The sequence below is a fragment of the Streptomyces sp. 17_S59 genome (assembly GCF_056930295.1).
The window spans coordinates 5,847,605-5,872,069 of record NZ_JBXOWD010000001.1 but is presented as its reverse complement, the minus strand read 5'-3'; the positions used below and the strand labels follow the sequence as shown (position 1 = coordinate 5,872,069).

The 24,465-nt window shown below is 69.7% G+C and carries 20 protein-coding genes and 2 pseudogenes; 5 read left to right on the top strand and 17 right to left on the bottom strand.

The window, feature by feature from the left end; all coding sequences use genetic code 11:
• Positions 1–10 precede the first annotated feature (10 nt).
• Positions 11–952: a glutamate ABC transporter substrate-binding protein gene (locus AC1Z4A_RS26730; protein ID WP_483682417.1), complete on the bottom strand. Its 942-nt coding sequence runs from the start codon at positions 950–952 to the stop codon at positions 11–13.
• Between the two features lie 16 nt (positions 953–968).
• Complete coding sequence (locus AC1Z4A_RS26725) at positions 969–1,712, bottom strand: amino acid ABC transporter ATP-binding protein (RefSeq protein WP_483682416.1); 744 nt, start codon at positions 1,710–1,712, stop codon at positions 969–971.
• A gap of 212 nt (positions 1,713–1,924) precedes the next feature.
• On the opposite strand from AC1Z4A_RS26725, the gene AC1Z4A_RS26720 reads away from it, so the two are divergent.
• Positions 1,925–2,725 carry a GntR family transcriptional regulator gene (locus AC1Z4A_RS26720; protein WP_483682415.1) on the top strand — a complete coding sequence of 267 codons (801 nt, stop codon included), beginning with the start codon at positions 1,925–1,927 and terminating at the stop codon, positions 2,723–2,725.
• 79 nt (positions 2,726–2,804) lie between these two features.
• On the opposite strand, the gene AC1Z4A_RS26715 is transcribed toward AC1Z4A_RS26720, so the two are convergent.
• Positions 2,805–3,245, bottom strand: coding sequence for a DUF6278 family protein (locus tag AC1Z4A_RS26715; RefSeq protein ID WP_483682414.1), 441 nt, complete (start codon positions 3,243–3,245; stop codon positions 2,805–2,807).
• Positions 3,246–3,438: 193 nt separating this feature from the next.
• Here AC1Z4A_RS26715 and AC1Z4A_RS26710 point away from each other — a divergent pair, with 193 nt between their 5' ends.
• Positions 3,439–5,271, top strand: coding sequence for an SGNH/GDSL hydrolase family protein (locus AC1Z4A_RS26710; RefSeq protein WP_483683738.1), 1,833 nt, complete (start codon positions 3,439–3,441; stop codon positions 5,269–5,271).
• A 12-nt stretch (positions 5,272–5,283) separates the two neighbouring features.
• Here the strand turns inward: AC1Z4A_RS26710 and AC1Z4A_RS26705 are convergent, their stop codons facing one another.
• From AC1Z4A_RS26705 to AC1Z4A_RS26690, 4 genes and pseudogenes are all read right to left on the bottom strand, one after another.
• Positions 5,284–6,063: an exodeoxyribonuclease III gene (locus tag AC1Z4A_RS26705; protein WP_483682413.1), complete on the bottom strand. Its 780-nt coding sequence runs from the start codon at positions 6,061–6,063 to the stop codon at positions 5,284–5,286.
• 56 nt (positions 6,064–6,119) lie between these two features.
• A complete protein-coding gene (locus AC1Z4A_RS26700; RefSeq protein ID WP_483682412.1) occupies positions 6,120–6,764 on the bottom strand; it encodes an MBL fold metallo-hydrolase in 645 nt (214 codons plus the stop codon).
• 51 nt (positions 6,765–6,815) lie between these two features.
• Positions 6,816–8,153, bottom strand: a complete 1,338-nt coding sequence (locus tag AC1Z4A_RS26695; protein WP_483682411.1) for an alpha/beta fold hydrolase — start codon at positions 8,151–8,153, stop codon at positions 6,816–6,818.
• Between the two features lie 32 nt (positions 8,154–8,185).
• A pseudogene (locus AC1Z4A_RS26690) lies at positions 8,186–8,854 on the bottom strand (transposase); the annotation flags it as partial.
• A 37-nt stretch (positions 8,855–8,891) separates the two neighbouring features.
• Here AC1Z4A_RS26690 and AC1Z4A_RS26685 point away from each other — a divergent pair.
• On the top strand, positions 8,892–10,019 hold the full coding sequence (locus AC1Z4A_RS26685; protein ID WP_483682410.1) for a TIGR02679 domain-containing protein: 1,128 nt from the start codon (positions 8,892–8,894) through the stop codon (positions 10,017–10,019).
• 1 nt (position 10,020) lies between these two features.
• On the opposite strand, the gene AC1Z4A_RS26680 is transcribed toward AC1Z4A_RS26685, so the two are convergent.
• The 5 genes from AC1Z4A_RS26680 to AC1Z4A_RS26660 form a co-directional block, all read right to left on the bottom strand.
• Entirely contained in the window at positions 10,021–12,072 is a 2,052-nt protein-coding gene (locus AC1Z4A_RS26680) for an Hsp70 family protein (RefSeq protein WP_483682409.1), read from the bottom strand.
• Positions 12,069–12,671 carry a hypothetical protein gene (locus AC1Z4A_RS26675; RefSeq protein WP_483682408.1) on the bottom strand — a complete coding sequence of 201 codons (603 nt, stop codon included), beginning with the start codon at positions 12,669–12,671 and terminating at the stop codon, positions 12,069–12,071. The genes AC1Z4A_RS26680 and AC1Z4A_RS26675 overlap by 4 nt, the downstream gene beginning before the upstream one ends.
• Positions 12,668–14,323, bottom strand: a complete 1,656-nt coding sequence (locus AC1Z4A_RS26670) for a hypothetical protein (protein ID WP_483682407.1) — start codon at positions 14,321–14,323, stop codon at positions 12,668–12,670. Before AC1Z4A_RS26670 ends, AC1Z4A_RS26675 begins: the two co-directional genes overlap by 4 nt.
• A gap of 358 nt (positions 14,324–14,681) precedes the next feature.
• Positions 14,682–15,509: a hypothetical protein gene (locus tag AC1Z4A_RS26665; protein WP_483682406.1), complete on the bottom strand. Its 828-nt coding sequence runs from the start codon at positions 15,507–15,509 to the stop codon at positions 14,682–14,684.
• A complete protein-coding gene (locus AC1Z4A_RS26660) occupies positions 15,458–20,101 on the bottom strand; it encodes a sacsin N-terminal ATP-binding-like domain-containing protein (protein ID WP_483682405.1) in 4,644 nt (1,547 codons plus the stop codon). The genes AC1Z4A_RS26665 and AC1Z4A_RS26660 overlap by 52 nt, the downstream gene beginning before the upstream one ends.
• Before the next feature lie 623 nt (positions 20,102–20,724).
• Here AC1Z4A_RS26660 and AC1Z4A_RS26655 point away from each other — a divergent pair.
• Together AC1Z4A_RS26655 and AC1Z4A_RS26650 are read left to right on the top strand one after the other, a co-directional pair.
• Positions 20,725–21,480 carry a DUF5131 family protein gene (locus AC1Z4A_RS26655; protein WP_483682404.1) on the top strand — a complete coding sequence of 252 codons (756 nt, stop codon included), beginning with the start codon at positions 20,725–20,727 and terminating at the stop codon, positions 21,478–21,480.
• A gap of 101 nt (positions 21,481–21,581) precedes the next feature.
• Positions 21,582–22,709, top strand: coding sequence for a three-Cys-motif partner protein TcmP (locus tag AC1Z4A_RS26650; protein ID WP_483682403.1), 1,128 nt, complete (start codon positions 21,582–21,584; stop codon positions 22,707–22,709).
• 356 nt (positions 22,710–23,065) lie between these two features.
• On the opposite strand, the gene AC1Z4A_RS26645 is transcribed toward AC1Z4A_RS26650, so the two are convergent.
• From AC1Z4A_RS26645 to AC1Z4A_RS26625, 5 genes and pseudogenes are all read right to left on the bottom strand, one after another.
• Positions 23,066–23,299: a hypothetical protein gene (locus AC1Z4A_RS26645; RefSeq protein WP_483683737.1), complete on the bottom strand. Its 234-nt coding sequence runs from the start codon at positions 23,297–23,299 to the stop codon at positions 23,066–23,068.
• Positions 23,296–23,712, bottom strand: coding sequence for a transposase (locus AC1Z4A_RS26640; RefSeq protein ID WP_483682402.1), 417 nt, complete (start codon positions 23,710–23,712; stop codon positions 23,296–23,298). Before AC1Z4A_RS26640 ends, AC1Z4A_RS26645 begins: the two co-directional genes overlap by 4 nt.
• 12 nt (positions 23,713–23,724) lie before the next feature.
• Positions 23,725–23,853 carry a winged helix-turn-helix domain-containing protein gene (locus AC1Z4A_RS26635; protein ID WP_483682401.1) on the bottom strand — a complete coding sequence of 43 codons (129 nt, stop codon included), beginning with the start codon at positions 23,851–23,853 and terminating at the stop codon, positions 23,725–23,727.
• Positions 23,854–23,890: 37 nt separating this feature from the next.
• Positions 23,891–24,139: pseudogene (locus AC1Z4A_RS26630) on the bottom strand (phosphotransferase); the annotation flags it as partial.
• On the bottom strand, positions 24,136–24,261 hold the full coding sequence (locus tag AC1Z4A_RS26625) for a hypothetical protein (RefSeq protein ID WP_483682400.1): 126 nt from the start codon (positions 24,259–24,261) through the stop codon (positions 24,136–24,138). The pseudogene AC1Z4A_RS26630 and the gene AC1Z4A_RS26625, both read right to left, overlap by 4 nt.
• Between the last annotated feature and the right edge of the window lie 204 nt (positions 24,262–24,465).

Here is a 24,465-nt window from a genome sequence, read left to right as displayed (position 1 = left end):
GTCCTCGTCCTCAGCTGGCCGGGTAGCGGTCGACGGCGGGCGGCTGTGGTGCGGGCACCCCCGAGAGGCCGAGGGTCGCGTCGTAGGCCTTCTTCCAGTCGCCGTTGCGCTCGTGCGCCTCGATGGCGTCGTCCAGGGCGAGGCGCAGTGCGGTGTCGGCGCGGGGTACGCCGATGCCGTAGGGCTCCTTGGAGAACGGCCGGCCCACCACCTTCAGCGCGTCGGGGGCCTTGGCGGCGTACCCCATGAGGATGGTGTTGTCGGTGGTGACGGCGTCGACCTGGAGGCTGAGGAGGTTGTCCACGCAGATCGAGTAGGTGTCGTAGGCGACGGCGTGGGCCTTGGGGTAGTCCTTCTCGATGCGCTGGAGCGGGGTGGAGCCGGCCGCCGAGCAGACCCGCTTGCCGGCCAGGTCCTGGGGGCCGTCGATGCCCTTCTCGTCCTTGCGGATGAGCAGGGACTGGCCCGCGACGAAGTACGGGCCGGCGAAGCCGACCTGCTTCTTGCGCAGGGCGTTGATGGTGTAGGTGCCGACGTAGTAGTCGATCTGGCCGTTCTGGAGGGCGGTTTCGCGGTTGGCCGAGGCGACGGTGCGGAAGGCGATGGTCCGGGGGTCGAAGCCCAGGGAGGCGGACATCATCCGGGCGATCTCGATGTCGAAGCCGGAGTAGGCGCCCGTCGCCGGGTCCTTCTCGCCCATGTAGGGCTGGTCCTCCTTGGCGCCGACGACGAGGTGGCCGCGCTTCCGGGCGGCCCGCCAGGTGGCGGAGTCCGGCAGCTCGAAGCCGGTGGCGACCGTGTAGGCGGGGAGCTGCTCGGGCTTGGGGCCCTTGACCGGGGGGCTGCCCTCCTTGCCGCAGGCGGCGGCGAGCAGGGCGAGGGCGGCGAGCGCGAGGACGGCGGCCCGGCGGGGGGTGCGGGGGCGGCGGTCCTGGCGATGGCGGTGGCTCATGTCGCGGTCACCCCGCTCAGTGCTTGAGGATCTTGGAGAGGAAGTCCCTGGCGCGTTCGCTCCGCGGCGCGGTGAAGAAGTCCTCCGGGGTGCGGTCCTCGACGATCCGGCCGTCGGCCATGAAGACGACCCGGTTGGCCGCCGAGCGGGCGAAGCCCATCTCATGGGTGACGACGAGCATGGTCATACCGTCCCGGGCGAGCTGCCGCATGACCTCCAGCACCTCGTTGATCATCTCCGGGTCGAGGGCCGAGGTGGGCTCGTCGAAGAGGAGCGCCTTGGGGTCCATGGCCAGCGCGCGGGCGATGGCCACGCGCTGCTGCTGGCCGCCGGACAGCTGGGCCGGGTACTTCTCGGCGTGCGCGATCAGCCCGACCCGCTCCAGCAGTTCGCGGGAGCGCCGGTCGGCCTCCTCCCGGGCGCGCTTGCGGACCTTGATCTGGGCGAGCGAGACATTGGCCAGGACGGTCTTGTGGGCGAAGAGGTTGAACGACTGGAAGACCATGCCGACCTCGGCCCGGAGCCGGGCGAGCGCCCTGCCCTCGTCGGGCAGCGGCTGCCCGTCGAGGGTGATGGTGCCGGACTCCACCGTCTCCAGGCGGTTGATGGTCCGGCACAGCGTGGACTTCCCGGAGCCGGAGGGGCCGATGACGACCACCACCTCCCCGCGCCCGATGGTGAGGTTGATGTCCTGCAGGACGTGCACTTTTCCGTAGTGCTTATTGACATCACGCAGTTCGATCAGTGGCTCGGCGGCCATATCAGCCCTACCCACTCGCTCTCGGCGCTCTCGCGGTCGCCGCAAACTATCCGCCTCGATACGGGACTTCACCGGTGACACGCATACGGACCGGGATCGAACCGGATCGGGGCGGGCAGAGGCCGCCATTTGCCCTAGGTACACAGACCCGGCCTGGGTACCTAGCCTGTGGGGGCCGGATGGGCGACACCCGAGGGGGAAGGGAGCCGGTGTTGGGCGACAGCAGGCCCGTTTACCTGCGCATCGCGGACGACCTGCGGCGGCGCATCGACGAGGGCGGGCTCGCCGTGGGCGACCGCATCCCCTCCCGCTCCGAGCTCAAACGCGCCTACGAGGCCAGCGATCAGACCGTGGACCGCGCGGTCCGGGTGCTCAAGGCCGCCGGGTACGCGGAGGGCCAGTTCGGGCGGGGGGTCTTCGTCACCGACCGGGCCCCGCTGGGGACCCTGCTGCGCTCGACCGGCGCCGTCGACTCCCCCTTCGCCGCCGAGGTCCGGGGGTACGCCCGGCGGCTCCCCGCGCCACCCGGGGTCGCCGCGCCCGGGGGCCCCGGCCGGGACACGGCGCTGACCTGGGAGGCGTCCTCCAGCGAGGCACCGGCCCCGGCGCCGATCGCCGAGCGGCTGGGCATCGGCACCGGCGAGCCGGTGCTGTGCACCCACTACGAGTACCTGGCCAACCGGCACCCCGTGCAGCTCGCCACCAGCTGGGAGCCGCTGACCATCACCGAGGGCACCGACGTCGTCCTGCCCGAGCGCGGGCCCTACGCCCGGCGCGGGGTGCGCGGGCGGCTGGCGGCCATCGGCATCCGGGTCGTCCGGGCCCGGGAGCTGGTCGGCTCCCGGCCGGCCACCACCCCCGAGGCGGAGGCGCTCGGCTGTGCGGCGGGCCAGTGCGTCACCGTCGTCGAGCGCACCCACTTCGACGGGGAGAACCGGGCCGTGGAGACCTCGGACATCGTGGTCCGCGCGGACCGGTGGCGGCTGGAGTACAGCATTCCGTTCACCAGCTGAGCCCGGCCGGGCATGCGACCGACACCTGCGGCGACCGCCCGGCCGGGGCCCGCTGCCGTGCCGCCCGTCCGCCGCCGAGTCAGTTCTCCGCGACCTCCGCGTAGAGCTGGGACAGCTCCGGAGCGCCGTCCGCCGCCCAGGACCGGCCCGCCTCGACCGCGTCGATCTCCCGGCCGCTGGCCAGCCGCAGCACCGGCTGGCCGTCGGGCCGGATCCACCAGCCCGCGCCCTCGACCGTGCGCACCACGACGGTGCCCAGGTACAGGCCCGCGTCGTTGCCCAGCCAGGGCACCAGCTCCGGGTCCTCGCGCCAGCGCGGCTGGAGCTGGTCCAGCGCCTCCAGGGACGCCGGCGAGTCGTCGAGCGCGACACCTGCCGACTGCGCGTGCGCACGCAGCAGTTCGCACTCCGACAGCAGCTCGGCCAGGCCCTCGGGATCCCTGTCGGCCGGGTGGGGCAATGCCGCACCGTCCGCCGGGCCGCGTCGCTTGCGCCAGCTGTCCAGGAAGGGAATGTTCATACCGGTCAGGATCTCACTCGCGCGGACGGCCCCACCACAGCCTCGCTCCACCCCGCCGTGGCCGACCGGCCTCCTTGACGTTTCCCGGACGTCTCCTTAGCTTCATCCCGCCCCTCCATCCCGCCCCTTTCTTCAGTTCTCTTCAGCTTTCTTCAGCTTTCGTCAGCCGGCAACGCTGGGAGGCGTGACGCGCATGCTCCGCACCGCGATCCTCGGAACGGCCAAGGGCAGACGGCACAGACGGTGGACGGCGACCGGAGCCGTCGCGGCGGGGGTGGCCTGCGCCGTCACCCTCGCGGGCAGCCCCGCGCGGGCCGGCACCCCCGATACACCGCGTGCGGAGCCGCTCCCCCTGGAACGGCTCTTCGACAACCGGGCGGTCAGCGACGACGACCGGCCGGAGGCCGCGGACTTCGACGGGTCGGGCGGCTCCCTCTCCGCCCGGGACCTGCGCCGGGCGGGCTGGACGCCCGGCCGCGCCCTGGACCTCGATGCCACCCGCCTGCACTGGCCCCGCTCCGCGCCTGGCCGCCCCGACAACGTACGGGCCGACGGCCAGTCGGTGCGCCTCTCCGGGCACGGCACCGCCCTGACCTTCCTGGTGGCCGGCACGGGCGGGGAGGCGAGCGGCACGGGCACCGTCCGCTACCGCGACGGCTCGACGAGCCCGTACGCGCTCACCGCGCCCGACTGGCGCCGGGGGCCGCTCACCACCAAGGCCGTCGGCCTGCCGCACCGCAACACGGCCGAAGGCCGGCGCACCGAGACCACGCGGCTGTACGCGGTGAGCGTGCCGGTCGCCCGCGGCCGCGAGGTCGCCTCGGTGGTGCTGCCGGCGGTCCGCGCCCGCGGCGTCTCCCTGCACGTGTTCGCCCTGGCCCTGCGTGCTCCCTCGAACGAGTGGACCGGCAGCTGGGCAGCGTCCACGTCCGGGTACGCCCCCGTCGGGCCGTGGACGGACCGGACGCTGCGCCTGGTGGTGCACAGCAGTGCAGGCGGGCCCCGCACCCGGATCCGGCTGGAGAACACCTTCGCCCCGGGCCCGGTGCGGATCGGGCACGCGACCGTGGCACTCCAGAGCAGCGGCGCGGCGACGGCCGGCCGGCCCGTGCCGCTGGCCTTCGGCGGGCGTCGGGGGACCGAAATCCCGGCGGGGGCCCAGCAGTTCAGCGACCCGCTGGACTTCCGGGTGCCGCCGGACAGCAATCTGCTGGTGAGCATCCACCTGCCGGGGACCGTGCGGGCGCTGCCCGTGCACAGCTACAGCAACCAGCTCTCGTACGTCAGCACCGACGGCAGCGGCGACCGCACGGGCGACCGGGAGTCCGGCGGCTTCGCGGAGCGGCTCAACGGCTGGCCGCTGCTGACCGGGGTGGACGTCGGCGGCGGGCCCGGGTCCGTGGTGACACTCGGCGACTCCATCACCGACGGTGAGGCGTCCACCCCCGGGGCCAACCGCCGCTGGCCCGACCTGCTGGCCCGGCGGCTGCGCGCCCAGCACGCGGTGCCCGGGCTGGGCGTGCTCAACCACGGGATCTCCGGGAACCGGGTGGCCACCGACCGCTACCCCGGCGACGGCGCCAGCACCACCCTGGCCGGGGTCAGCGCCGGGCACCGGCTGGAGCGGGACGTGCTCGCCCAGACCTCGGCCCGGACCGTGATCGTCTTCGAGGGCGTCAACGACATCCGCGCCGGCACCCGGGCCGATCAGGTCATCGGCGCCCTCCGGGCGATCGCGGCCCGGGCGCACCAGCGGGGGCTGCGCGTCGTGGCGGCCACCATCGCGCCGTGCGGCGGCTTCTACGACTGCACCCCGGAGGCCGACGCCCAGCGCAACGCCATCAACGAGCACATCCGCACCAGCAGAGGGGTGTACGACGCCGTGTTCGACTTCGACGAGGCGATCCGCGACCCCGAGGCCCCGGAGCGGATGCTGCCGCGCTTCGACAGCGGCGACCACCTCCACCCCAACAACGCCGGGATGGAGGCGTTCTGCGACGCGATCGACCTGGAGGAGCTGGTCTGAGCCAGCGGTGTCTCAGACGTCCAGATCGACGACGACCGGGGCGTGGTCCGAGGCGCCCTTGCCCTTGCGCTCGTCACGGTCGACGTAGGCGTCCTTGCGTGCCTTCGCGAAGGGGGCGTTGCCGTAGACCAGGTCGATGCGCATGCCCTTGTTCTTGGGGAAGCACAGCTGGCGGTAGTCCCAGTAGGTGTACGGGCGGTCGTACTTCAGCGGGCGGGGCACGACGTCCGTCAGGCCGGCGTCGCGCAGGGCGCCGAGGGCGGCGCGCTCCGCAGGGGTGACGTGCGTGGCGCCCTCGAAGACGGCCGGGTCGAAGACGTCCTCGTCGGTGGGGGCCACGTTGAAGTCGCCGAGGACGGCGAAGGGCCGCTCCCCCGCCGCGTCGACGGCGACGGCGTCGCGCAGCGACTCCAGCCAGGCGAGCTTGTACGTGTAGTGGTTGTGGCCGACCTCGCGGCCGTTGGGCACGTAGACCGACCAGACGCGGACCGGCCCGCAGGTCGCCGAGACCGCGCGGGGCTCCTGCGCGCCGTCGTAGTCGGGGCCGCCGGGCAGGCCCCGGACCACGTCCGTCAGGCCGACGCGGGAGAGCAGGGCGACGCCGTTCCACCGGCCGGTGGCGTTGACCACGGCCTCGTAGCCCAGCGCGCGCAGCTCCTCGAACGGGAACGCCTCCTCGCCGCACTTGGTCTCCTGGATGCACAGCACGTCCGTGCCGCTGCTCTCCAGCCAGGCGAGGAGCCTCGGGAGACGGGCGGTGACCGAGTTCACGTTCCAGGTGGCGATGCGCATGGGGCCACCCTAACGGCCGGGTGTGACAGGCCGGGGGCGGCGGCCGCCCCCGGCCGTCACAGCTCGACGCTCTGCCCGGCCGCCATCCTGGCGTGCTCCGCTCCCCCGACGCCCGGCCCGGCCGGGCCCAGCATCCGGTCGTAGACGGGCCGGGCGAGGTCGGTGAGCAGGGCGTCGTGGATGTCGATGGCGCGGCGGGGCTTGACCTCGCGGACGTAGTCGATGATCTCGGCGACCTTGTTCCAGGGGGCCATGACCGGGACCATCAGGGTGTCGACGGGCTGCCCCGGCAGGGTCAGCGCGTCGCCGGGGTGGAAGACCGAGCCGTCGACGAGGTAGCCGACATTGGTGATCCTCGGGATGTCCGGGTGGATCACCGCGTGCAGCTGCCCGTGCACCTGCACCTCGAAGCCGGCGGCGGTGAAGGCGTCGCCCTCCCCGACGGTGTGCACCCGGCCGGGGAAGGCCGCCGAGACCTGGTCCGCGACGCTGCGCAGCGTCCACAGCTCGGCGGCCGGGTTGGCCTCCAGGGCGGCGCGCAGCCGGTCCTCGTCGAAGTGGTCCGGGTGCTCGTGGGTGACGAGCAGCGCGTCGGCGCCGATGCCGGCGTCCTGCTCGCTGAACCCTCCCGGATCGATGACGAGGGTCCGGCCGTCCTTCTCCAGTCGAACGCAGGCATGGCTGTGCTTGGTCAGCTTCATGGGCTCATCTTGCCCAGGGGGAGCGCCCGGGGGCACCCGGCAGGGCGTGTCTTACGCGCCCGGTTCGGCCAGCGCGCGCTGTGCCGCCTTGAGCGCCGCGCCGGCCGCGGGCAGCCCGCAGTAGAGCGAGGTGTGCAGGAGCGTTTCCTTGATCTCGTCCGCCGTGACCCCGTCGCGCAGCGCCGCGCGCACCTGCACGGCCAGCTCGTCGAGGTGGCCCCCGGCCGTCAGCGCGGTCAGCGTGATCAGGAAGCGCGACCGCCGGTCGAGCCCCGGCCGGGCCCACATCTCGCCGTGGGCGACGCGGGCGACGAAGTCGTCGAAGTCGGCGGTGAAGCCGTCCGGGACGGCGGGGGCGGGGGCTTCGGTGGGGGCGTCGGCGTCGTCCTGCTCCGGGGCGGTGGGCGCGTCCGGAGTGCCGTCGTCCGGCACGGGGGTGACCGGGCCGAAGCCCGGGACCCCGGGCTTGTCGGCGGTGTACGGGTTTGCGGGGCCGCCCGGCGTCGGGTCGGTGGCGGGGGTGAAGGCGGGGTGCGGCGCCTCGGCCTCGGGGGCGGGCTCCGCGGGGGCCGGTCCCTGCGGTGCGGGGAACGGCTGCGGGTCGGCCTGGGGCCAGGGTGCCGTGAAGTGGCGGACGAGCAGGTCCGTGACGGCCACCGGCTGCTCGACCGGCGCCAGGTGGCGGGCGGCCGGCACCACGGCGAGCCGGGCGTCGGGGATCCCCGCGACCAGCTCCCGGGCGTCCGCGGGCGGCGTCACCTGGTCCTCGGCACCGACGACGACGAGCGTGGGCACCCCGATCCGGCCGAGGCCGGGCCGCGCGTCGAAGGCGGCGAGCGCCTCGGAGGCGGCGGCGTGGCTGGGCAGGTCGGTGGTGCGGACCATCTGCACGGCCCAGTCCACGATGGCGGGCTGGGCACCGCCGAAGACGGGCGTGAACCAGCGCTCGGGGGCCTGCCGGGCGACGGGCTCCAGGCCGTTCGCCCGGATGTCGGCGGCGCGCGGGGCCCACTGTCCCTCGGCACCGGCGTGGGCCGCCGCGCCGACGAGGGCGAGCGAGCCGATGCGCTGCGGGTGGCGCAGGGCGAGGTCGATGCCGATCGCGCCGGAGACGCAGCAGCCGACGTAGCCGAAGCGGCCGATGCCGAGCGTGTCGAGGGTGGCCAGCAGCCGGTCGGCCAGCTCGCCCACGGCGGTGGCGGGCTGCGCGGGCGCGCCGCCGTGGCCGGGCAGGTCGAAGCGCAGGACGCGCCAGTGGCGGATCAGCTCTGGTATCTGCCGGTCCCACATGTGCCATGTGGTACCCAGGGCCGGCCCCAGGACCAGGACGGGAGCGTCTTCTGGCCCGTCGGAGCGGTATTGGAGGGTGTTCGCCGGTGTATCACTCACCCGCCAGACCCTCTCATCTGTCACGACAGCCCCTATGAGCGGGGTCCTGGCTGTGACTGTCTGACCAGGTGGAAGACCTCCCGGGCCGCATAGCGCTTGAGGCAGCGGACGATGTCGCGTCGGGTCTTGCCCTCCTTGATGCGGCGTTCGTAGTAGTCCTGGGTGCGCGGGTCGACGCGCAGGCGGGTGAACACGATGCGGTGGAGCGCGGCGTTAGCCTGCCGATCACCGCCACGGTTGAGGCGACGGAACTGTCGGCGTCCCGAGGAACGCTCGACAGGACTGACCCCGCACAGCGCGGCGAACGACGCCTCGCTGTCCAGCCGTTCCGGGTTGTCCCCCACCGTGATCAGCAACGTGACCGCCGTGTCCGGGCCGATCCCCACCACGTCGAGCAGCTGCGGAGCATACCGTTCCACGAGCCGGGCAAGACGAGTCTCCACGTCCCGGATCTGCTCGGAGAGCTGGCCAATCCTGCGAGCCAGCCAACCCAACGTGATCCGAGTGGCCTGCAGCACCGACTCCTCGCCGATCTCCTCGCGACTGCTCGCGTCCGCGAACCGCGCACAAGTACGGAGGAGTTCAGCATTGCCCAGTCCGGCCATTTCTTCCCGTAAAGCGGGATCAGCAGTAATAAGCACGGACTTGAGCTGATTGATGGCCTGGGTGCGGGCTTTTACGGCCGATGCCTTCGCGAGTTGGATGGAGCAAGGCGTCGCGGTGATCCCCGTACAACGCGTGCTGCAGGCGCTCACGATGACACCCCACGAGCTGCGCGAGATCGTCGAGCAGAACGTCGGCGCCATCCTGCCGCTGGCAGAGAACAGACGGCGGGCTGCGCAACTGCGGGAGGACATCTGGGCGTACGCGGCCACCGTGCTTCCCGACACGCCGCGGCTCATCGCCCGGCTACGAGCTGGAGGAGTCGTCGATGACAAGGCCGACGAGCTGCGCAGGCTGATCGACGCGCTGGCCCGCGTCAGAGCCGTGCTGCCTCTTTCAAGGCCCGCCACGCTGGCGCGGCTCTCTCACAACTGCGCAGGGAACCCGCACTACTTCGACCTCAACGACGCGGGCCAGGGAGCCCGCCTCGTCCTGCTCGTGACTGACCTGCTGGATGCCCCGCTGCCCGACACGCCCGCGGCCGAGCGTGCGCTGTTGGCCCGCGTCGGGATCGTCGCCGACAGCCTGTCCCAGACCGTGCTGCTGCTGAACGTGAACGCGGACGGAGACGGCCCCACGGACCGGGCCTTGCGTCTGGCCCTTGAGGACCAGCGCCCCGTTCACCTCACACTTCACGACCTCACCGCACACCCGCCCACGCTCTCACGGACACAACCGTGGCTCGTTGTTGAAAACCCCTCCGTGATTCACGAAGCCCTGATGCGCGGGATCACGACGCCCATCGTCTGCACCTCGGGCACACTCACCGCCATCGACCATGTGCTCCTCGCCTTGGCCCACACCTCCGGTGTCCCCATGGAGTACTCCGGCGACATCGACACCGGCGGGCGGCACATAGCCGAAGCGGTACTACGCCGCTATGAGGTCCCGAGCCGAGAAATGGACGAGGAGACACGTAGCGCCGCAGTCGGCGCAGGGGCGCTCTACGAGGGGCCGTCTGTTGTTCCCTCTCTACCCGCTCCGGAAGCCGCGGCAACCGGTAGCGGCACAGGAACCGGCTTCTCGGGATCAGCCATCTTCCAAGAGCACCCCGTAATCCTCGACCGGCTTCTGGCACCGGACCCCGCAGATCCTCTGCCCCTGCCCGGTTCCCGCCCAACGCCACACCCGACCACAGAAACCTGTGCCCCTTCGCGTGCCCTAGCACCAGCTTCGCAGACCAATCCGGGCCAGGGAGCCTGAATCAGCCGCGGTACGCTCCGCGCGGCGCCACGCAGGTTCGTCCGGTGAAATACCAGCCCCCCTTGGAGCGGGTCGCCCCCAGGACCCGCCCCTTCTCCCGAAGCCACGGATAGCGGCTTTGCAGTTCCGCGAAGTTGTCGTTCGTCACGACCATCGCGCCGGAGTCGTCTGCGATGGCCGCCACAAGGGCATCCCCTTTGCCTTCGGTACCGGCGGGCGGCTGGATGATGTCGCCCTTGCTCAGCGCAGCCTCTACTGCTTCGCGTTCTACCGCGGCAACCTTGTGCCTGAAGCTGGCGTCGACCACGACGTGGATCTCGGCTTCGGGGTATTTCTTCGCCAGGGCTGCCCGTGCGTTCTGGAGCTGGGTGAAGCTCGGGTGGTCGCCGTCCTCGTAGACGCCCGGGCGAACCGGAGAACGGCCGATCCAGGCAAGGTTGGAGCCGTCCACCACGAGGGTGTGCGGGCCGCCGTCGACCGGCATGGGCCGTGCCTTGGGAGGCGCGGGCACAGGGCGGGATCCCTCAGTCGAGCGAGCCGCTCCCAGAGGTACCGGGTTCGAGTTGGCCTTCATCAGCCGGTCCAGCTCTGCCTGGACCTCGGGCGTGGGGCCGCCTGATCCGAAGCTCTCGACCTCCTGGTCGACCACCACCTCCCCCGTGTGCTCCAGGGTGGCCTTGACGTGGAGCAGACCGTTGGTGTCGTACACGTACTCCAGGTCAAAGCGGGATTCGTCGCGGACCCGCGGAGTGGGGTAGGTGAGGGTGAGCTCGGTGAGCTGCACGTTGTCCCTGTGGGCGAGCTCCTTGTCGGGGTCGCCTTCCCAGATCTCCACTGACAGCTTCCGTGCGTGGTCCTTTTGCGGGGTGTAGCTCTTGCGCTCCTTCCAGGGCAGCGGCGAGTTCCTCGGGATGATCTGGCTGAACCGCTTCCGTCCCGAAGAGTCCTTGACCATGGTGCCGAGCGCGTGGCTGGTGGCCACGTGGATGACGCCCTCGGTCTCGCCGGCGAGAACCGCCGCCGCGATGGATGCGCCGCGCGCCACCGCCGTCATGGGATCACACAGTTCGGTGGGCACAGGCTCTGTCTGAAGTGCTTCGGCCACTGCGGCCCGCACGCTGGGAATCTGGCTCGTACCGCCGATCATGAGGATCTCGTCCACGTCGAGCGGCGCCATGTGGAGGTCTTTCAGGCACTGTTCCACTGGCGCGAGTGCGCGGTCGACCAGGTCGCCGATCGCCTCTTCCAGTTCGCCCTGGTAGATCTCGACGCCGACCCCGTCCGGGGTGTTCACCGTGACGCTCGGCTGGGAGGAGAGCAGGATCTTGTTCCGTTCCACATCGAGCCGGAACTGCCGCTCCTGCGCCGGGGTCCACGCCCTGCGCGCGGGCGCCCGTTCGAGGATCAGTTCACGCAGCCGCCGGTCGATCTCCAGGCCGCCGAGCTCTGTCACTCCGCGTGACGCGCGCTCTTCGAAGAACCCGTCCGCGTAGTCCAGCACCGTGACGTCGATGGTTCCGCCGCCCCAGTCGAAGACCAGGATCTGCGAATCCTCGCGGAAGTCGTGGACGTAGGAGATAGCGGCGGCGGTGGGTTCGTTGAGCAGCGCCTGGACCTCGATGCCGGCGAACCGCGCCGCCGCCCTGGTGCGGTAGCGGGCGGCTCCCGTCGCGTTGGCGGGCACGGTGATGACGGCACGGTCAATGTCGGTGAGGTTGTGCTGGGCGCCCTCGCGCATGGCGGTGAAAACGCCCGCCGCAAAGGTGGTCGCTGCGAAGCGCCTGCCTTGGATGGTCACGTATTCGTCACTCTTGAGGAGCCGCTTGCAGGCTTCCGCCGCTTCTTCCGAGCGGAGCTTCGCCTCCCAGCCGAACAGAGGACCCCGCCGGAGCGAGCTGAGGCCCACGACCGAGGGGAAGAGCTGTTCGAACCCCGGGTGCCGCCAGTCGGCGTCGATGTGGTGGGCGTCCAGCGGCAGTACTTCGGCGTCCTCCCCCTGCCACTGGGCCACGACCGAGTTGGTCGTTCCGAAATCGATTCCTGTCGAGGTCACTGGGCACCGCCTCGCTGCGCATCCGCCTCGTCGGCTTGCTCCTGCACTGGCAGGCCATTTGGCATCGGGATACGGCGCAGCTGTCCGGCCAGCAGCAGCTTGCCGGTCGCCTGGTCCACGTAGGCCGGCCGGACCAGCTCGAAGCCCTGGCCGTCCCCTTCGACCACGACGAAGAGTTCCTGTTCGTCAGCCTCCTCAACCACCCGGACCCCCATATCGACGAGCGAGGCCCGGACCGCCCGGCGGATGGCTTTAGCCCCTTGCTCGGGCATGCTCGCGAGGAGGTCGGTCTCAACCAGACGCGCGATGTGCTCATCCCGCGTCCGGAATGCGTCGAGCACGCCCTGCCGTAGCGCCGTGCTGACCGTCGCGGGGGTGGGCCGCGACTCCTGTGGAAGCAGTGCAAGCAGCTCTTCGGCCCGTTCGGTGAACCGGGCCAGGAGCTGGGCCGGGTGGAGCAGTTCTTCCGGCCTGAGGGTACGCAGCTTCATCTCTTCAACGAACTCACGCTTTTCCTTGCGGCGAATACGCCCCGTGGGCTTCTTCGCCGCTCCGGCCGCGCCCGGATTGTTCTTTCGGCCTGCGGACTGGCTACTCATGACGATGTCCTGTGATCGTGATCGGGGCGCCTGGGCGCGGACAGCAGGGTGGGAAGGAGGGCGGCCAACGCGTGCTCGCGTACCGCCGAGAGGTCGGCGGCGGCCCCGGATGGGGTCCGGCGGGGCAGGGCGGCGGGCCGGGGAGTCAAGGATGTCGGGCGCACGGTCGGCAGTCGTAGGGCTGTGGGATCCAACGGCAGCACGAAGAAGTCGGACCAGTCCTCGGCCCTCTCGGCCTGCTCGATGCGGCGCTTCGCCCAGTTGGCCTGCGCTGCCAGGTCGAGGTTGTCCCGGTCGGCACGACGGCGCTCGCGCCACTGGTGCTTCCACTGCTCGCTCTTGTGCGGCAGCCCCAGCTCCAAGTACGGATTGGCCGGCTGGCTCCTGTCGTTGCGCTTGGTGCGCCGCCGACGATCCAGGAGGGCCAGGTTGTCCTCAACCCTCCGGTCAGTACGGGCGACACGTGCCAGCGAGACGTAGGCAAGATCAAGGTCGTCGTCGAGCAGGGCGAGATAGGCGAACATGTTCCAAGCCTCGGCCGCGACTCCAGCCTCCGCGCCCTCGTGATCGACAAGCTTGTCCACCTGCGCCTGGGCCTTCTTCCTCTCGCCCTGGCAGATGAGGTCATAGGCATATCGCAGCGCGACGAGGGCATAGAACGGGCCGCGCGCCGGATTGATTGCGGCTCTCGGCTCCCACAGTGCGCACATGAGTCGCCACAGTCCACGATCGGCAGGGACGTCGGGATCCCAAGAGCCGGTCATGGCGCCCGCCTGTATCTTGCGCAGTCGCAGCACCAAGTCGCGAGGCAGCAGCTCTTCGAGTTCTTTCAGGACTTCTGGCTCGCCGTCCGCCACGCGCAAGAGCAAGTCATAAAGACTGCCTGGTTCCGGATCGAGCGGCTCGCCGGCCAAGAACGCCTCCCGCTCACGGGGCTCATTCCAAGCGAGCGACTGAGCCAGGGCGGCATCAATCTTCTCCGGTGCGAGTCGGGCCAGCAGATAGCCCTGTTCGGCGGTATCCGAGCGCAGGCTCCACGGCTTATCCCTACGGTCCAGTACGTCGGCATCTATGAGGTCGTCGATGATGCCGAGGGGAGCCCACGGGATGACGGCCCGCAGGGAATGTGCGGGTATTTCGTCCAGACTTCCCCTGATAAGGGCGTGATACAACGCATAGGCGCCGACGGGGTCGTCCTCGGCGCGAGGGGCGTCGGCCGGTCCAAGTTCAGACGCTGCGACGGCCCCGACGATCACTGCGAGGCGACGCTCACCGGCGGGCGACAGCCAAGGCATGCCGACTTCGTGAATGACGGAGAGCACGGTGGCGGTCTGCGCGACGGCCCGACTCGGTTCGGCGGCTTCCAGCAGGGCTTTGACTGCAGGGAGGAGTTGGGGTGTTGGCTGCCCATCCAAACATGCGCGAATGGTGTTGGCGCTCCACTTCAGGGCGTCGTCTTCGAGATGCACGGACGTCAAGAGCGCCCGCAGCACGTCCTCGACGCGGGCCACGGCCTCCGCGCCGAAGACGCCGGCCTTCCGCCACTTTCGCAGAGCGAATCCGTCCACCCGATCCTCGGGGCCGGTCACCGCAGCAGCACGGCGGGCAGCCCGGTGTGTCCGCCAGACCTCCACCATCTCAGCGCGCGTCATCGCCCCCGCGATCGGAGAATTCACCCCGCCGAATCCGCCGCCGGCCGACCTGCCGACGCGTCTTCGTTCCCCATGCTCCCCGGTTCCCCTCCCGCATTCACACACCCGCATTACATTTTGACAGGTCGTCGCTGGGTGGTCATAGGGACCTCACGTCTCCGCAGGGGCACTGTGCTTGGGGCGCAGGGGCAATATGCCCGAGCGCGGGCTCGGCGCTGGTCTCACCGTCGCGCCAGGTGAGGAGCACGCTGAGCGCGTCATTGACCACGTCTTCCCCGCAGCCTGGCGTCCGCGGGCCATAAGAACCCTCCCTGCCTGCACGCCTCGAGCTGGAATCCTGGAGCACACAAGACGCTGTCTACGATCTGGGCCATGCGAACCGCAGTCGCAGCGCGTTGCCCACCAGGCGATACCCCGCGAGCCCGGGCGCCCCAAACGGGTTAGGCAATGGCGTAATGCGACGACGGGCGCCGTCCAACACATGCGAGACGTACACGATGATGTATGTCTCGTCGGGCTTGAGGGTGCGTGCGCGTTCGACCTCGGACTCGCCCAGCTGAATCTCCCCGTCGGCGCCCGTGGACGCCTTGGCCTCGAAGTACAGGGTCCGCTCCGGGGTGCTGATGCGGAAGTCGTAGCCGAGCCGGTCGTCCCCGATGCCGTCCGGATAGACGTGCGAACGCAGGCTGGAGCGCCACGACTCCTGCTCCGGCACGCCATAGTGATGGTGCAGCCACGCGCCGACGACCTTCTCTCCGGCGAGCCCGATGGCCAGTGTCGTCCCGGGATCCGGAGGAGTCACCGTGTAGCCCTCACTGCTTTCGCCGCGCTCCCCTCGAGGCTGGGGGATCGTCGGCGGCAGCGAGGCCAACGGTGTTGGCGAAACGACAAGTTGGTCCTCGGTCACATCGGCTGCCACCTCGCAAGCCAGCGCGTGCAGGTCGTCCCGGCCGATGGGTAGGCGCTTTCCGCTGAGCAGCACATGAGGGCGCGCGGCGAGCGGCCGCGCTCCCGTGACAAGGACCGACGGCACGCTGTGTCCGGCGGCGCGGGGTGTGTCCAGGCTCAGGTCGGCGGAGCGGTGGGTGAGGGGCATGCCGTCGGGCCAATAGCCGTGGTCGCTCAGCCAGCGCGTCAGCCGTTGCTTGCGCAGCCGCTCGAAGTCGAGGAGCCCCTGCGCGTCCATGGCGCGCGTGACCTCCGCGACAGAGGGGATCGCGTGTTCTGGTGCGGCGCCGTGGTGACGTTCCCAGGCGTCCACGAGAGCCCGCAGCCGCGGAAGCTGCTCGTGCAGGACTCCCACGGACGCATCGCGGAGCTCGGCGACAGGCCGCGTCGAGGTACCGTCCTTGCCCAGCTTCTGGCTCTGCGAGGGAGACGGGGTCGGCAGGTGGGCGCGGCCCACTCTTGCGCGTGGGCGGCAAGGACATCGGCCGGCACATCCCAGTAGATGTCGAGCCACTCCGGTGCCGCCTCAAGGCCGGGCAGCTCGCGCAGCCTCACGTATGACTCCAGCGCCGCCCCGACCCGATAGGCGGGGATGAACCCATCACGTACGTGATCGACGAGACGGGCCCGGTTGTGCTGCAACCAATGTGCGAACTGGCGTGCGTGACCAGCCTCGTTGTGCACGGGTGGCAGGCCGAGGTTGCGCCACGTGCGGTTCGCGTCGGCCAGTTCGACTCCGAGCGTGGTGAGCCGGCGCTGCCAGTCGTCGTCATCGATGAGGCTCATCAGCGTGCGGGTGTTCTTGAGGTCCACCCGTGAGGCCAGCCAGACGTGGAGCTGAGCGCGATCGTGGAATGTCTCCTGCCGACGCTGGAGATCCTCGGCCTGTGCGGCATCCACGCAGGCCAGGAGCGGGACGAGGCGTGCGCTGCCGGAGCGCACGGAGGACCGGTCGGAGAGCACGGCCTCGAGCTTGCCCACGGGGATGTGCAGGACGTACGCGAGGTCCGCCTCATCGACGTCCCCCGGCTCGGCACATCGCTGGGCCAGCTTGTAGAGGGCCAGTTGGAGACGCTCGCCGAGAACCGGAGCCCCTACGAGGGCTGCCACCGCGGGGGCCGCGTTCTGCAGGATCTCCCACTCCGGAGCCTGGTCACCCTCGGGGTGGACCGTCACGACGAGCCCCTGCTCCGGCGTCCCCTGGAACAGCGACCGCTCCGCCGTCTCGCCGGGCACGGCGTGACCGTCGACATACTGCACCGTGTGCGTGGCCCGCACCAGCCGGCAGCCGCCGATCCGCCGCGTGATCAAAGCGGGCGAGACATCTGTGAACCGCAAGGCCCGCTCGGCGTCGAACTCTACGAGCCCTGCCACCAGTGTAGCCAGCCAGGGGCCCGCCACCTCCGTCAGCGGATCACCGGAGGCATCGTCCAAGGGCAGTCCGTCGGCAAGGACCTCAACCACGGCTGCGCTGGTCCGGCGAATGGGGAAGGAAGTGCGACGACGCAGGTAGGAGTTGACGCGGTCCGCAAGGGGCCCGGCGCCGATCGACAGCACGGGGACAGCTACGGTGTCCAGCAGCCTGCGCTCGATGGCACCTTGGTCGTCGGGGACGTACACCGTCTCGGGCTGCTGCTCCTCATCAGCAGATCCGTCCTGCGGATCCCCCTCGTCCTGCTCCGCGCTCTGTTCCCTCTCCAGGTCCGCCCGCTCTCCGACCGCTTCGAGCGCGTCCTCACGGGAGACCAGCAGGTCGGTAACCTCCCCGAAGGCCGTGGGCGCCGGCCCGTGTGCGGGCAGCAAATCGCCCCACGCCTTCTCGTTGGCCTTGCGGACCAGGTGGCCGAGCCGTCCGTGCCGCAGGCTCGGCGTGGACAAGACCAGCTCGGCCAGGTGATCGAGCCGGGCAAGCGCCGTATCCGGATCGTCCCAACTGCGCACGCCGAGCAGGGCAAGACGCGTACGGGCGCGGTCATTGGCCCGCGCGCGCAGAGAGGCGGGTGCCGTGGTGAGGTACTCGGGCGACGTAGCCTCACCCGACCACCACCACGCGCTGCCCGCATCCGCAAAGCGGGACGCGGCGGCCTGCACGACCTCGGGACGGGGATCTTGCTGCGGGATCCAGGGCGCTTGAGCAAGGAATCCCGCCAGCGGTGTCGGCCAGCGCGTGCCATGCCGGTCGGAGCCGCCGGTGTAGGTCGTCTCCAGGACATTGTCCGGCCAGGAGCTGAGCCCGTGGAGGATCAGCTCCGCATACAGCTTGCGGCTGTCGTCGTCGAACGCCTCGTAGTCGCTCTGGCCGGGCAGCGTACACAGCGGCTGTTGCGGTCGGTAAGACACTGTGCCGTAGAGCTCCCACTGACGATTCGGCCAGCGGGCCGCTGTCCGACGCCAGTTGAGCAGCTCCTGCCGCGTCATCGGCAGGCTGGGGAACCCGGAGAAACCGTAGGGTGAGATGAGAAAGCTGCCCTTTACCGAGTCGGACGCCATGTTCACCGCATGACGCCGGGGCCGCAGTCCATGGCTGACGCCCTGCCGCTCCAGGAAGCGCTGCAGAGTGCCGACATCCAGGCCACTCTCGTCACCGGGCTTAAGGATCTCCTCCGGCGGCGCGAGAACTCGCCCTGCGAGTCGCGCCAATTCGTCCGACCCAGCCGATTCCCGGGCGAGGAAGCGCACCAGAGTGTCGTCGACGTGTCGCTGAGTCCCCGACCAGCCCGCGCCGAACATCGCGGTGCCCAGCGTGATCCAACCGTCCCGCGCGGGCCCCAGCAGGCCGCTCACCCGCAGACCGGCACTGCCCGACTCCGCAAGGCTCCCCGCCCACACCGCGCACGCGTACTTCAGGTACGCGCGCAGCGCACCGTCGTCGTCCCGCTCCTGCGCCATGGCTTTGGCCACCACTTCGAGGACTGTCTGGGGCGCATAGGCGTGTACCAACTCCTGCTGCTCCAACCAGCGCAACCCTTGCGTGCGACGCGTGGCCCGTTTCCCGTACCAGGGAATGCCGGCGTGCACGAAGTGGATGTGCTCCGCGAGCCGCCCAGGTACTGGCGCGGCGGTGGCGGCAACTGTGCCCGTGGCCTGGCCAGCGATAGCAGTTGTGCTTGCGGCTGACGGATCCGTCGGCTGCGGCAAGAACACACCCGTGCCTCCGGCGGGCAGCACCTCCCCGCTGGAACCGAGGATGATCCGCTTGCCGCGCAGCGCACGGCCGCCGTCTGCGAGGCAGAGCGAGAGATCCGAGTAGAAATCCGCCCACATATCCAGCCCCGCGCGGCCGGCATGCAGCGCTGCGGCAAGACGCTCCGCCCAGTCCGCAAGCTCCCCGATACGCGGACCGAATCGCAGGCCGTGCCGTCGGCCGAGTATCTCCAGACGGTGCAGCCGCGTCGGGTGGAGACGCGGATCGACGAGATCCTCGACGCCCGCCGCAGCCAGCGCTTCCGGAGTGAACACCCTCGCCTTCTCGGGCCTCTGCCACACGAAGCCGCATGCGAGCGATGTGTGGTCACCGGCCGGGTGAAGCACCGGCAGGAACTCGACCTTGTCGAGCTGCTGGCCCAGCACCCGCACCGCGGCCTCCAGCCGGTGCGCCTGCGCCGCGCTCCAGCACAACAGGTCAATGAGAGCAGCCGGCGGAATGTGTCTCCGGGCCTCGCTGGGCAGCAGCGCCGCCAGCGCACACGCGCGGGCCGCAGCGTCAAGAAGGAGAGCGTTCCACGGCACGGTCTCGGAGAACGACCGGCGCTCGAAAGTGGTGAAGAACGGTGCGTTGACGAACGCGGGCACCGGGCAGGGTGCCTCGTCCGCCATCGGCAAGAACGCGTACAGCCGCCCGGAGTCCAAGGGGGCGCCCGCCGGAACGGCCACGCTGACCTCCGCCGCGCCCCGCCACGAACGCCAGACTTTACTCATCACGCGCGTGTCAACGGCCCGCTCGATCGCCGCCCGGGCCGTGTCCTCGTCTAACTGGGTCTGTACCACGATGAGCCGCATGCGGCGCCGCAGCACCACCTCCTGCACCCGCAGCCCTTCGGCCGTGACGAGGGTGCGGACCTTCCTCTCGTATGTCTCGGTGCGCGCCCGCTTCTTGTCCTTGCCGCCGCGCCGCGCGATGGTCACCTTCGCCAGGCGGTGCAGGAACAACTCGAAGGGCGCCTGGGAAGAGGTGAGTTCGGTGAGCTGTCGCTCGACCTCCGCGCGTGCCTGCGCCGAGCGCAGCGGAAGCCGGATGACGGTGACGAAGCCTCGCCGCCGGAATGACCGGACGCTTTCCGGGACATCGTCCACTGGCACCGGTAGCTTCAAGGAGCTGACGCCGTCGCGCAGTTGCTGTGCCGCCGCCGGATTGTCCGGCGCCACCTGTTCGGCGATCCAGTCGAAGTCGGCGGGCTGGGCGAAGCGGAAGCAGAATCCGTCGAAGGTGCGTGCGTCCTGCTGGGACACGCTGTACACCTCGGGAGCGTCGGTGAGCTGAAGGACGCTCTTAAAGCCGATGCCCTTGTGCCCGATGCCTTCGTCTGGGCTCTTGGGTGACAGGCCGACCGTGCAGACCCCCGTGAAGTCCTGGGCGCTGAACGGCCTCCCGCCGTTGGCCACATGAAGGACGCCGTACTCGCCCTCGTCCTCGCACAACTGGAACTCGATCTGACCGCTGCGCCGGTTCGCCGGATGCGCGTCGTGCGCGTTCTGCAGCAGCTCTATCAGGACGCGGCCCTCATACCCAGGCGTGATCATCTCCTCGACGAGCGCCTTGAGCTCACCGGTAGACCGCCCGCTCGCCACATCCGCCAAATGGCTTCGCGCCTCCACGAGGCTCGGCTTCAAGACGAGGTCCCGCCACGACGTCCCCACAGCTGCCGCCTCCCGCTCCTCGCGTGATCCAACTTGCACGACGAGGCTAGCGGCGACCACTGACAATCGGAGTTCCCGTGGACTGTCCGTCGTCACTCAGTGCTCCGTGGAAGACCAGTACGCCGACTGCGGGCCGGACGCGTAGGACGCCTCCCCTACCCGTATGCCTCAAGCTGGAATCCTGTAGCGCACAAGTCGCTGCCGAGGATCTGGGCCTGTGAACCGCAACCCCAAGGCGTTGCCCACAAGGCGGCACCCCCCGAACCCAGGTGCTCCAATAAAGAACCTCGGCGCACTGGCCGCGAGACAGTGGACACGTTGTATGCCCGCCCGCCGCCGATGCCCTGGGCCGCCAAGCCCTCATCGACGCGATAGCCCCTTGTCACAACCTCGTTGACACCCTCAGTCAGCCCAACAGGTGTCGGGCGGACTGATCGGGCCCTCGATCTCAACACCCCCTTCACGGAACACGCGTTCGACATGGAGGATGGGGCGATCGCGTGCCAGTTCGGCACGCCGCTCGTTAGGCAGTGCAGTCGAAGCGCCGGGTGGGCAAGCGCTCATGGCCCTTGTCCCCCCGCTACGGGAGGGGACCCATGGGCGATCGCAGCACCATCGAGTGGACTGAGGCGACGTGGAATCCCACCACAGGATGCGACCGGATCTCTCCCGGGTGCGACCACTGCTACGCCCTGACGTTATCCAGGCGCCTGAAGGCCATGGGGGTCGCGAAGTACCAGGCGGACGGTGACCCCAGGACATCCGGCCCAGGTTTCGGCCTGACTCCGCATCCAGACGCACTGGCCATTCCCCGTCAGTGGAGGGCACCGCGGATGGTCTTCGTCAACTCCATGAGCGACCTCTTCCACGCGAAGGTCCCCCTGGACTTCGTTCGGCAGGTCTTTCAGGTGATCACCGAGACGCCTCAGCACACCTACCAGCTACTCACCAAGCGGGCCCGCAGACTGCGACGCGTTGCCGGCGAACTCGACTGGCCGCCCAACCTGTGGATGGGCGTCTCCGTCGAAAGCTCGGAACACCTTGATCGCGTCGACGACCTACGACACGTTCCCGCAGCCGTGCGCTTCCTGTCCTGTGAACCGCTCCTCGGCCCGCTGACCGGTCTGCGCCTGGATGGCGTCGGCTGGGTGATCGCCGGAGGAGAGTCCGGGCCCCACCACCGCCCCGTCCAGGAAGAGTGGCTGGTGGACATCCGCGATGCCTGCAACAGCGCCGACGTGCCCTTTTTCTTCAAACAATGGGGCGGCCGCACCCCGAAGTCCGGAGGCCGCAAACTCGACGGAGCGATCTGGGACGAGATGCCTCCCCGCCTTCCTGCCGCAGCTCATTAACGGCCGAAGTCCGACAGCACGCCGTACGCACTCTGGTGGCATATACCAACGATGTGTGACCCTCTCCTCAGCGGGGCCAGCGGAAGCAAGGGGGAGCGGTCGTGGCCGTACCGAAGGAAGCCGTGTGGGAACGCGATCCACACACGGCGGCCAAGCACGACTTACTGAAGCGCTACCTGGAGGCATGGGCGCCGATTCTGCTGTCGCGGCACGACGTGATCAGCTACGCGGAAGGGTTCGCCGGGGCCGGGGTCTACACACGGGGCGAGCCCGGTTCCCCCGTCATCGCATACGAAGTCTTCGCCGAAGCGCTGCATAGGTTCCCGAAACGTATGCGCGTGATCCTCATGGAAGAGGACGCACGGCGCGTCAAGGAATTGCAGCACCAGATAGAGCTCGTCCGCTCCCGTCAGCCGGACAGGATCGCTCAGCAAGTGGCCGTGGACATACGCCATGGAGACTTCCACCCAGCCCTCCTACAGAAGCTGCGAAGCACGGGCGCGTTGGGGAAACCCCTGTTCGTCCTGCTGGACAGCTTCGGAGGACCGGACATTCCCTTCTCACTCCTGCAGGCATTGGGGCGTCACCCCCGCACCGAAGTGATGGTGACCTTCGAGCCCGCCTTCCTCACGCGGTTCGCCGAGAACCACGACGGCCACCGCCAACTCGGCGACGACGCATTCGGCGGCCAGGAGTGGCAAGCCGTATTTCAGCAGCCTTCCTCGCACAAGTTCACGTTCCTGCGCGAGGAATACCGTGCCACGCTACGCCGGGCCGGCTTCACACACACGCTGTACTTCGAGATGATCGACGAGGGCAACAGGAAGCTCTACCTGATCTTCGGCACCCAGCACGAACTGGGGCTGGAGAAGATGAAGGACGCCATGTGGAAGGTGGACCCTTCCTACGGCGTCCGCTACCGCGACCCCAGGGACACCCAACAGCAGGTGCTGGAGCTCGTATTCGAACCTGATACCGCTCCGCTGCGCCGGATCCTGCACGACTTTATCTCCGGAGCTCCCGACGGGCGCACCATCCCGGAGCTCAAGCGATACGCCCTCTTGGAAACCGTCTACCGGCCCGCCCAAGTGATCGACGCCGTCCGACAGCTCCGCGACGTGGGCGCAGTGACGACGGACCCTCGTGCCATCAACAACAAGACGCGAGTGCACCCGGCCGCGACACCTCCGACTTCCAGTCCGTCAGCTGAGCAGGGCGCCCTCTGGTAAGCAGACCCCGGCAGCCTTGGCCATCCGCACGATGGGCCTCGCCAGAGCACGCCGACGAGGCCCGTCGTCTCAGGCCCCTCTACGCAGCACCCCCGTCGAACCAGGCCGCCAGAAGCGCCACACGTGTCACGTTCCTGTCACCAACACCATCAACACACCTGGACCAGAATGGGCTCCACCTGCGTGAACAGCATCGATCTAGACCACGTGGACGCCAGAAGACGCCTTCGCCCACCTGTGCCAGGTGGTGCCCAGGGCGGGGCCGAGGACGAGAACTGGGGCCTCTTCTTGCCCGTCAGAGCGGTATTGCAGGGTGTTCGCCGGTGTCTCACTCATCCGCCTGACCCTCTCATGTATCACGAAATCTCACATCGCTGGGGGGAACCTATTGATCCGAAACTCAAAGGGTTCCATTCGAGGATGTAGCGGACATGTGGGCCGCCGAAGTAGCCGCCGATTATGTGTGGTTGGCGCTGGCGGCGGTGGAAAAATCTTCGGGTTTCGGCGGCGAGCTGGGCCTGGTCGCGGGCCCGGCTGTGGTGGGGCAGGCTCCGCTTGAGGTCGGCGTTGACGAATTCGTCGGGATTCAGCTCGGGCGCGTACCCGGGCAGGAAGTGCAGCTCGATCCGGTCCGGGTGGGGCGGTGCAGCCAGTCGCGCACCTTGCGGGAGCGGTGGGCGGAATGGCCGTCCAGGACGAGGTGGACCTTGCGCTGGATGTGGCCGGCGAGGCGGTCCAGGAAGCGGCACATCACCGTCGCGTCGAAGGTCTCGGTGAACACCATGAAGGGCATGCGGCCCTTCGTGCTGATCGCGGACATCGCGTTCACCGAGAACCGGTTGCCGGTGCGGCGCACGACGGGTGTGCGGCCCTTCTCGCCCCAGGTGCGGCCGGTGATGTGGTCGGAGCGGATGCCGACCTGGTCGGCGAAGAGCACCTCGGCCCCCTCTGCCCTGGCCTTCGCCCAGATCGCCGGCCACGTCTCCTCCCGCCAGACGCGCACCGCCTCCCCTTCCTACTCGACGGCTCGCTTGTCCGGGCGCTGGAAGGTCAGGCCCCAGCGGCGCAGGTGCTTGCCCACCCCCTGTTCCGTCAGCCGCACCCGGTACAGCTTCGTGATCAGCGCACCCACCTGACCACACATCCACAACCGCCTCGATGTCGGCGTTCCCCACCTCATCTCAGCCCCCGGCGAGCACAGCCTGAATCACATGCCGGGCGTTGCGTGCCATCGCCGGGTTGATCTCCCGGTAGTACGGCAACGCGATTACCGCTTGCGAGAGCGCCCGCCCCCGGCCGCGCCGCCACGTCGCGTCATCCGTGCCGAGCGCTTCACGAAAGACCTCCCTGGCGTCTGCCGGCAGCAGGTTCCATGCCGGGAACAGATCACAGGCTGGATCGCCCACCCCCATACAGCCGAAGTCGATCAAACAGCGGGCCGTGTTGCTGGCCCACCACCGTGCTGGATGCCATCGGTCTGGCGGCCGCCGCCGATGAAGGCGTCATAGGAGTTGACGCGCAGGGTGATGACGCCGGACGTCGATGCGGTCACGATGGCTCTTTTCGGCAAAGCGAGTCCGCGCTGCGGCGGCGCCGGGCCGGACAAGGCGAGCCGCACGGGCGGCTGACGGGGTGGTGCTGGCCGTCGGTGCAGTGGCGCAGGTGCGGGTGACGAAGCCAAGGCGAGCGGCAGCCTCGGCCCGCGTGTCAACGCCACTGCCGGTCAGGGAAGCCCCGTCGGGCCTTCCCTGACCGG

Bases quoted from the DNA above. Each gene is read 5' to 3' on its own strand.
- AC1Z4A_RS26730 (WP_483682417.1), bottom strand. From the start codon at position 952: ATGAGCCACCGCCATCGCCAGGACCGCCGCCCCCGCACCCCCCGCCGG.
- AC1Z4A_RS26725 (WP_483682416.1), bottom strand. From the start codon at position 1,712: ATGGCCGCCGAGCCACTGATCGAACTGCGTGATGTCAATAAGCACTAC.
- AC1Z4A_RS26715 (WP_483682414.1), bottom strand. From the start codon at position 3,245: ATGAACATTCCCTTCCTGGACAGCTGGCGCAAGCGACGCGGCCCGGCG.
- AC1Z4A_RS26710 (WP_483683738.1), top strand. From the start codon at position 3,439: ATGCTCCGCACCGCGATCCTCGGAACGGCCAAGGGCAGACGGCACAGA.
- AC1Z4A_RS26705 (WP_483682413.1), bottom strand. From the start codon at position 6,063: ATGCGCATCGCCACCTGGAACGTGAACTCGGTCACCGCCCGTCTCCCG.
- AC1Z4A_RS26700 (WP_483682412.1), bottom strand. From the start codon at position 6,764: ATGAAGCTGACCAAGCACAGCCATGCCTGCGTTCGACTGGAGAAGGAC.
- AC1Z4A_RS26675 (WP_483682408.1), bottom strand. From the start codon at position 12,671: ATGAGTAGCCAGTCCGCAGGCCGAAAGAACAATCCGGGCGCGGCCGGA.
- AC1Z4A_RS26670 (WP_483682407.1), bottom strand. From the start codon at position 14,323: ATGACGCGCGCTGAGATGGTGGAGGTCTGGCGGACACACCGGGCTGCC.
- AC1Z4A_RS26665 (WP_483682406.1), bottom strand. From the start codon at position 15,509: ATGGACGCGCAGGGGCTCCTCGACTTCGAGCGGCTGCGCAAGCAACGG.
- AC1Z4A_RS26655 (WP_483682404.1), top strand. From the start codon at position 20,725: ATGGGCGATCGCAGCACCATCGAGTGGACTGAGGCGACGTGGAATCCC.
- AC1Z4A_RS26635 (WP_483682401.1), bottom strand. From the start codon at position 23,853: ATGTGTGGTCAGGTGGGTGCGCTGATCACGAAGCTGTACCGGGTGCGG.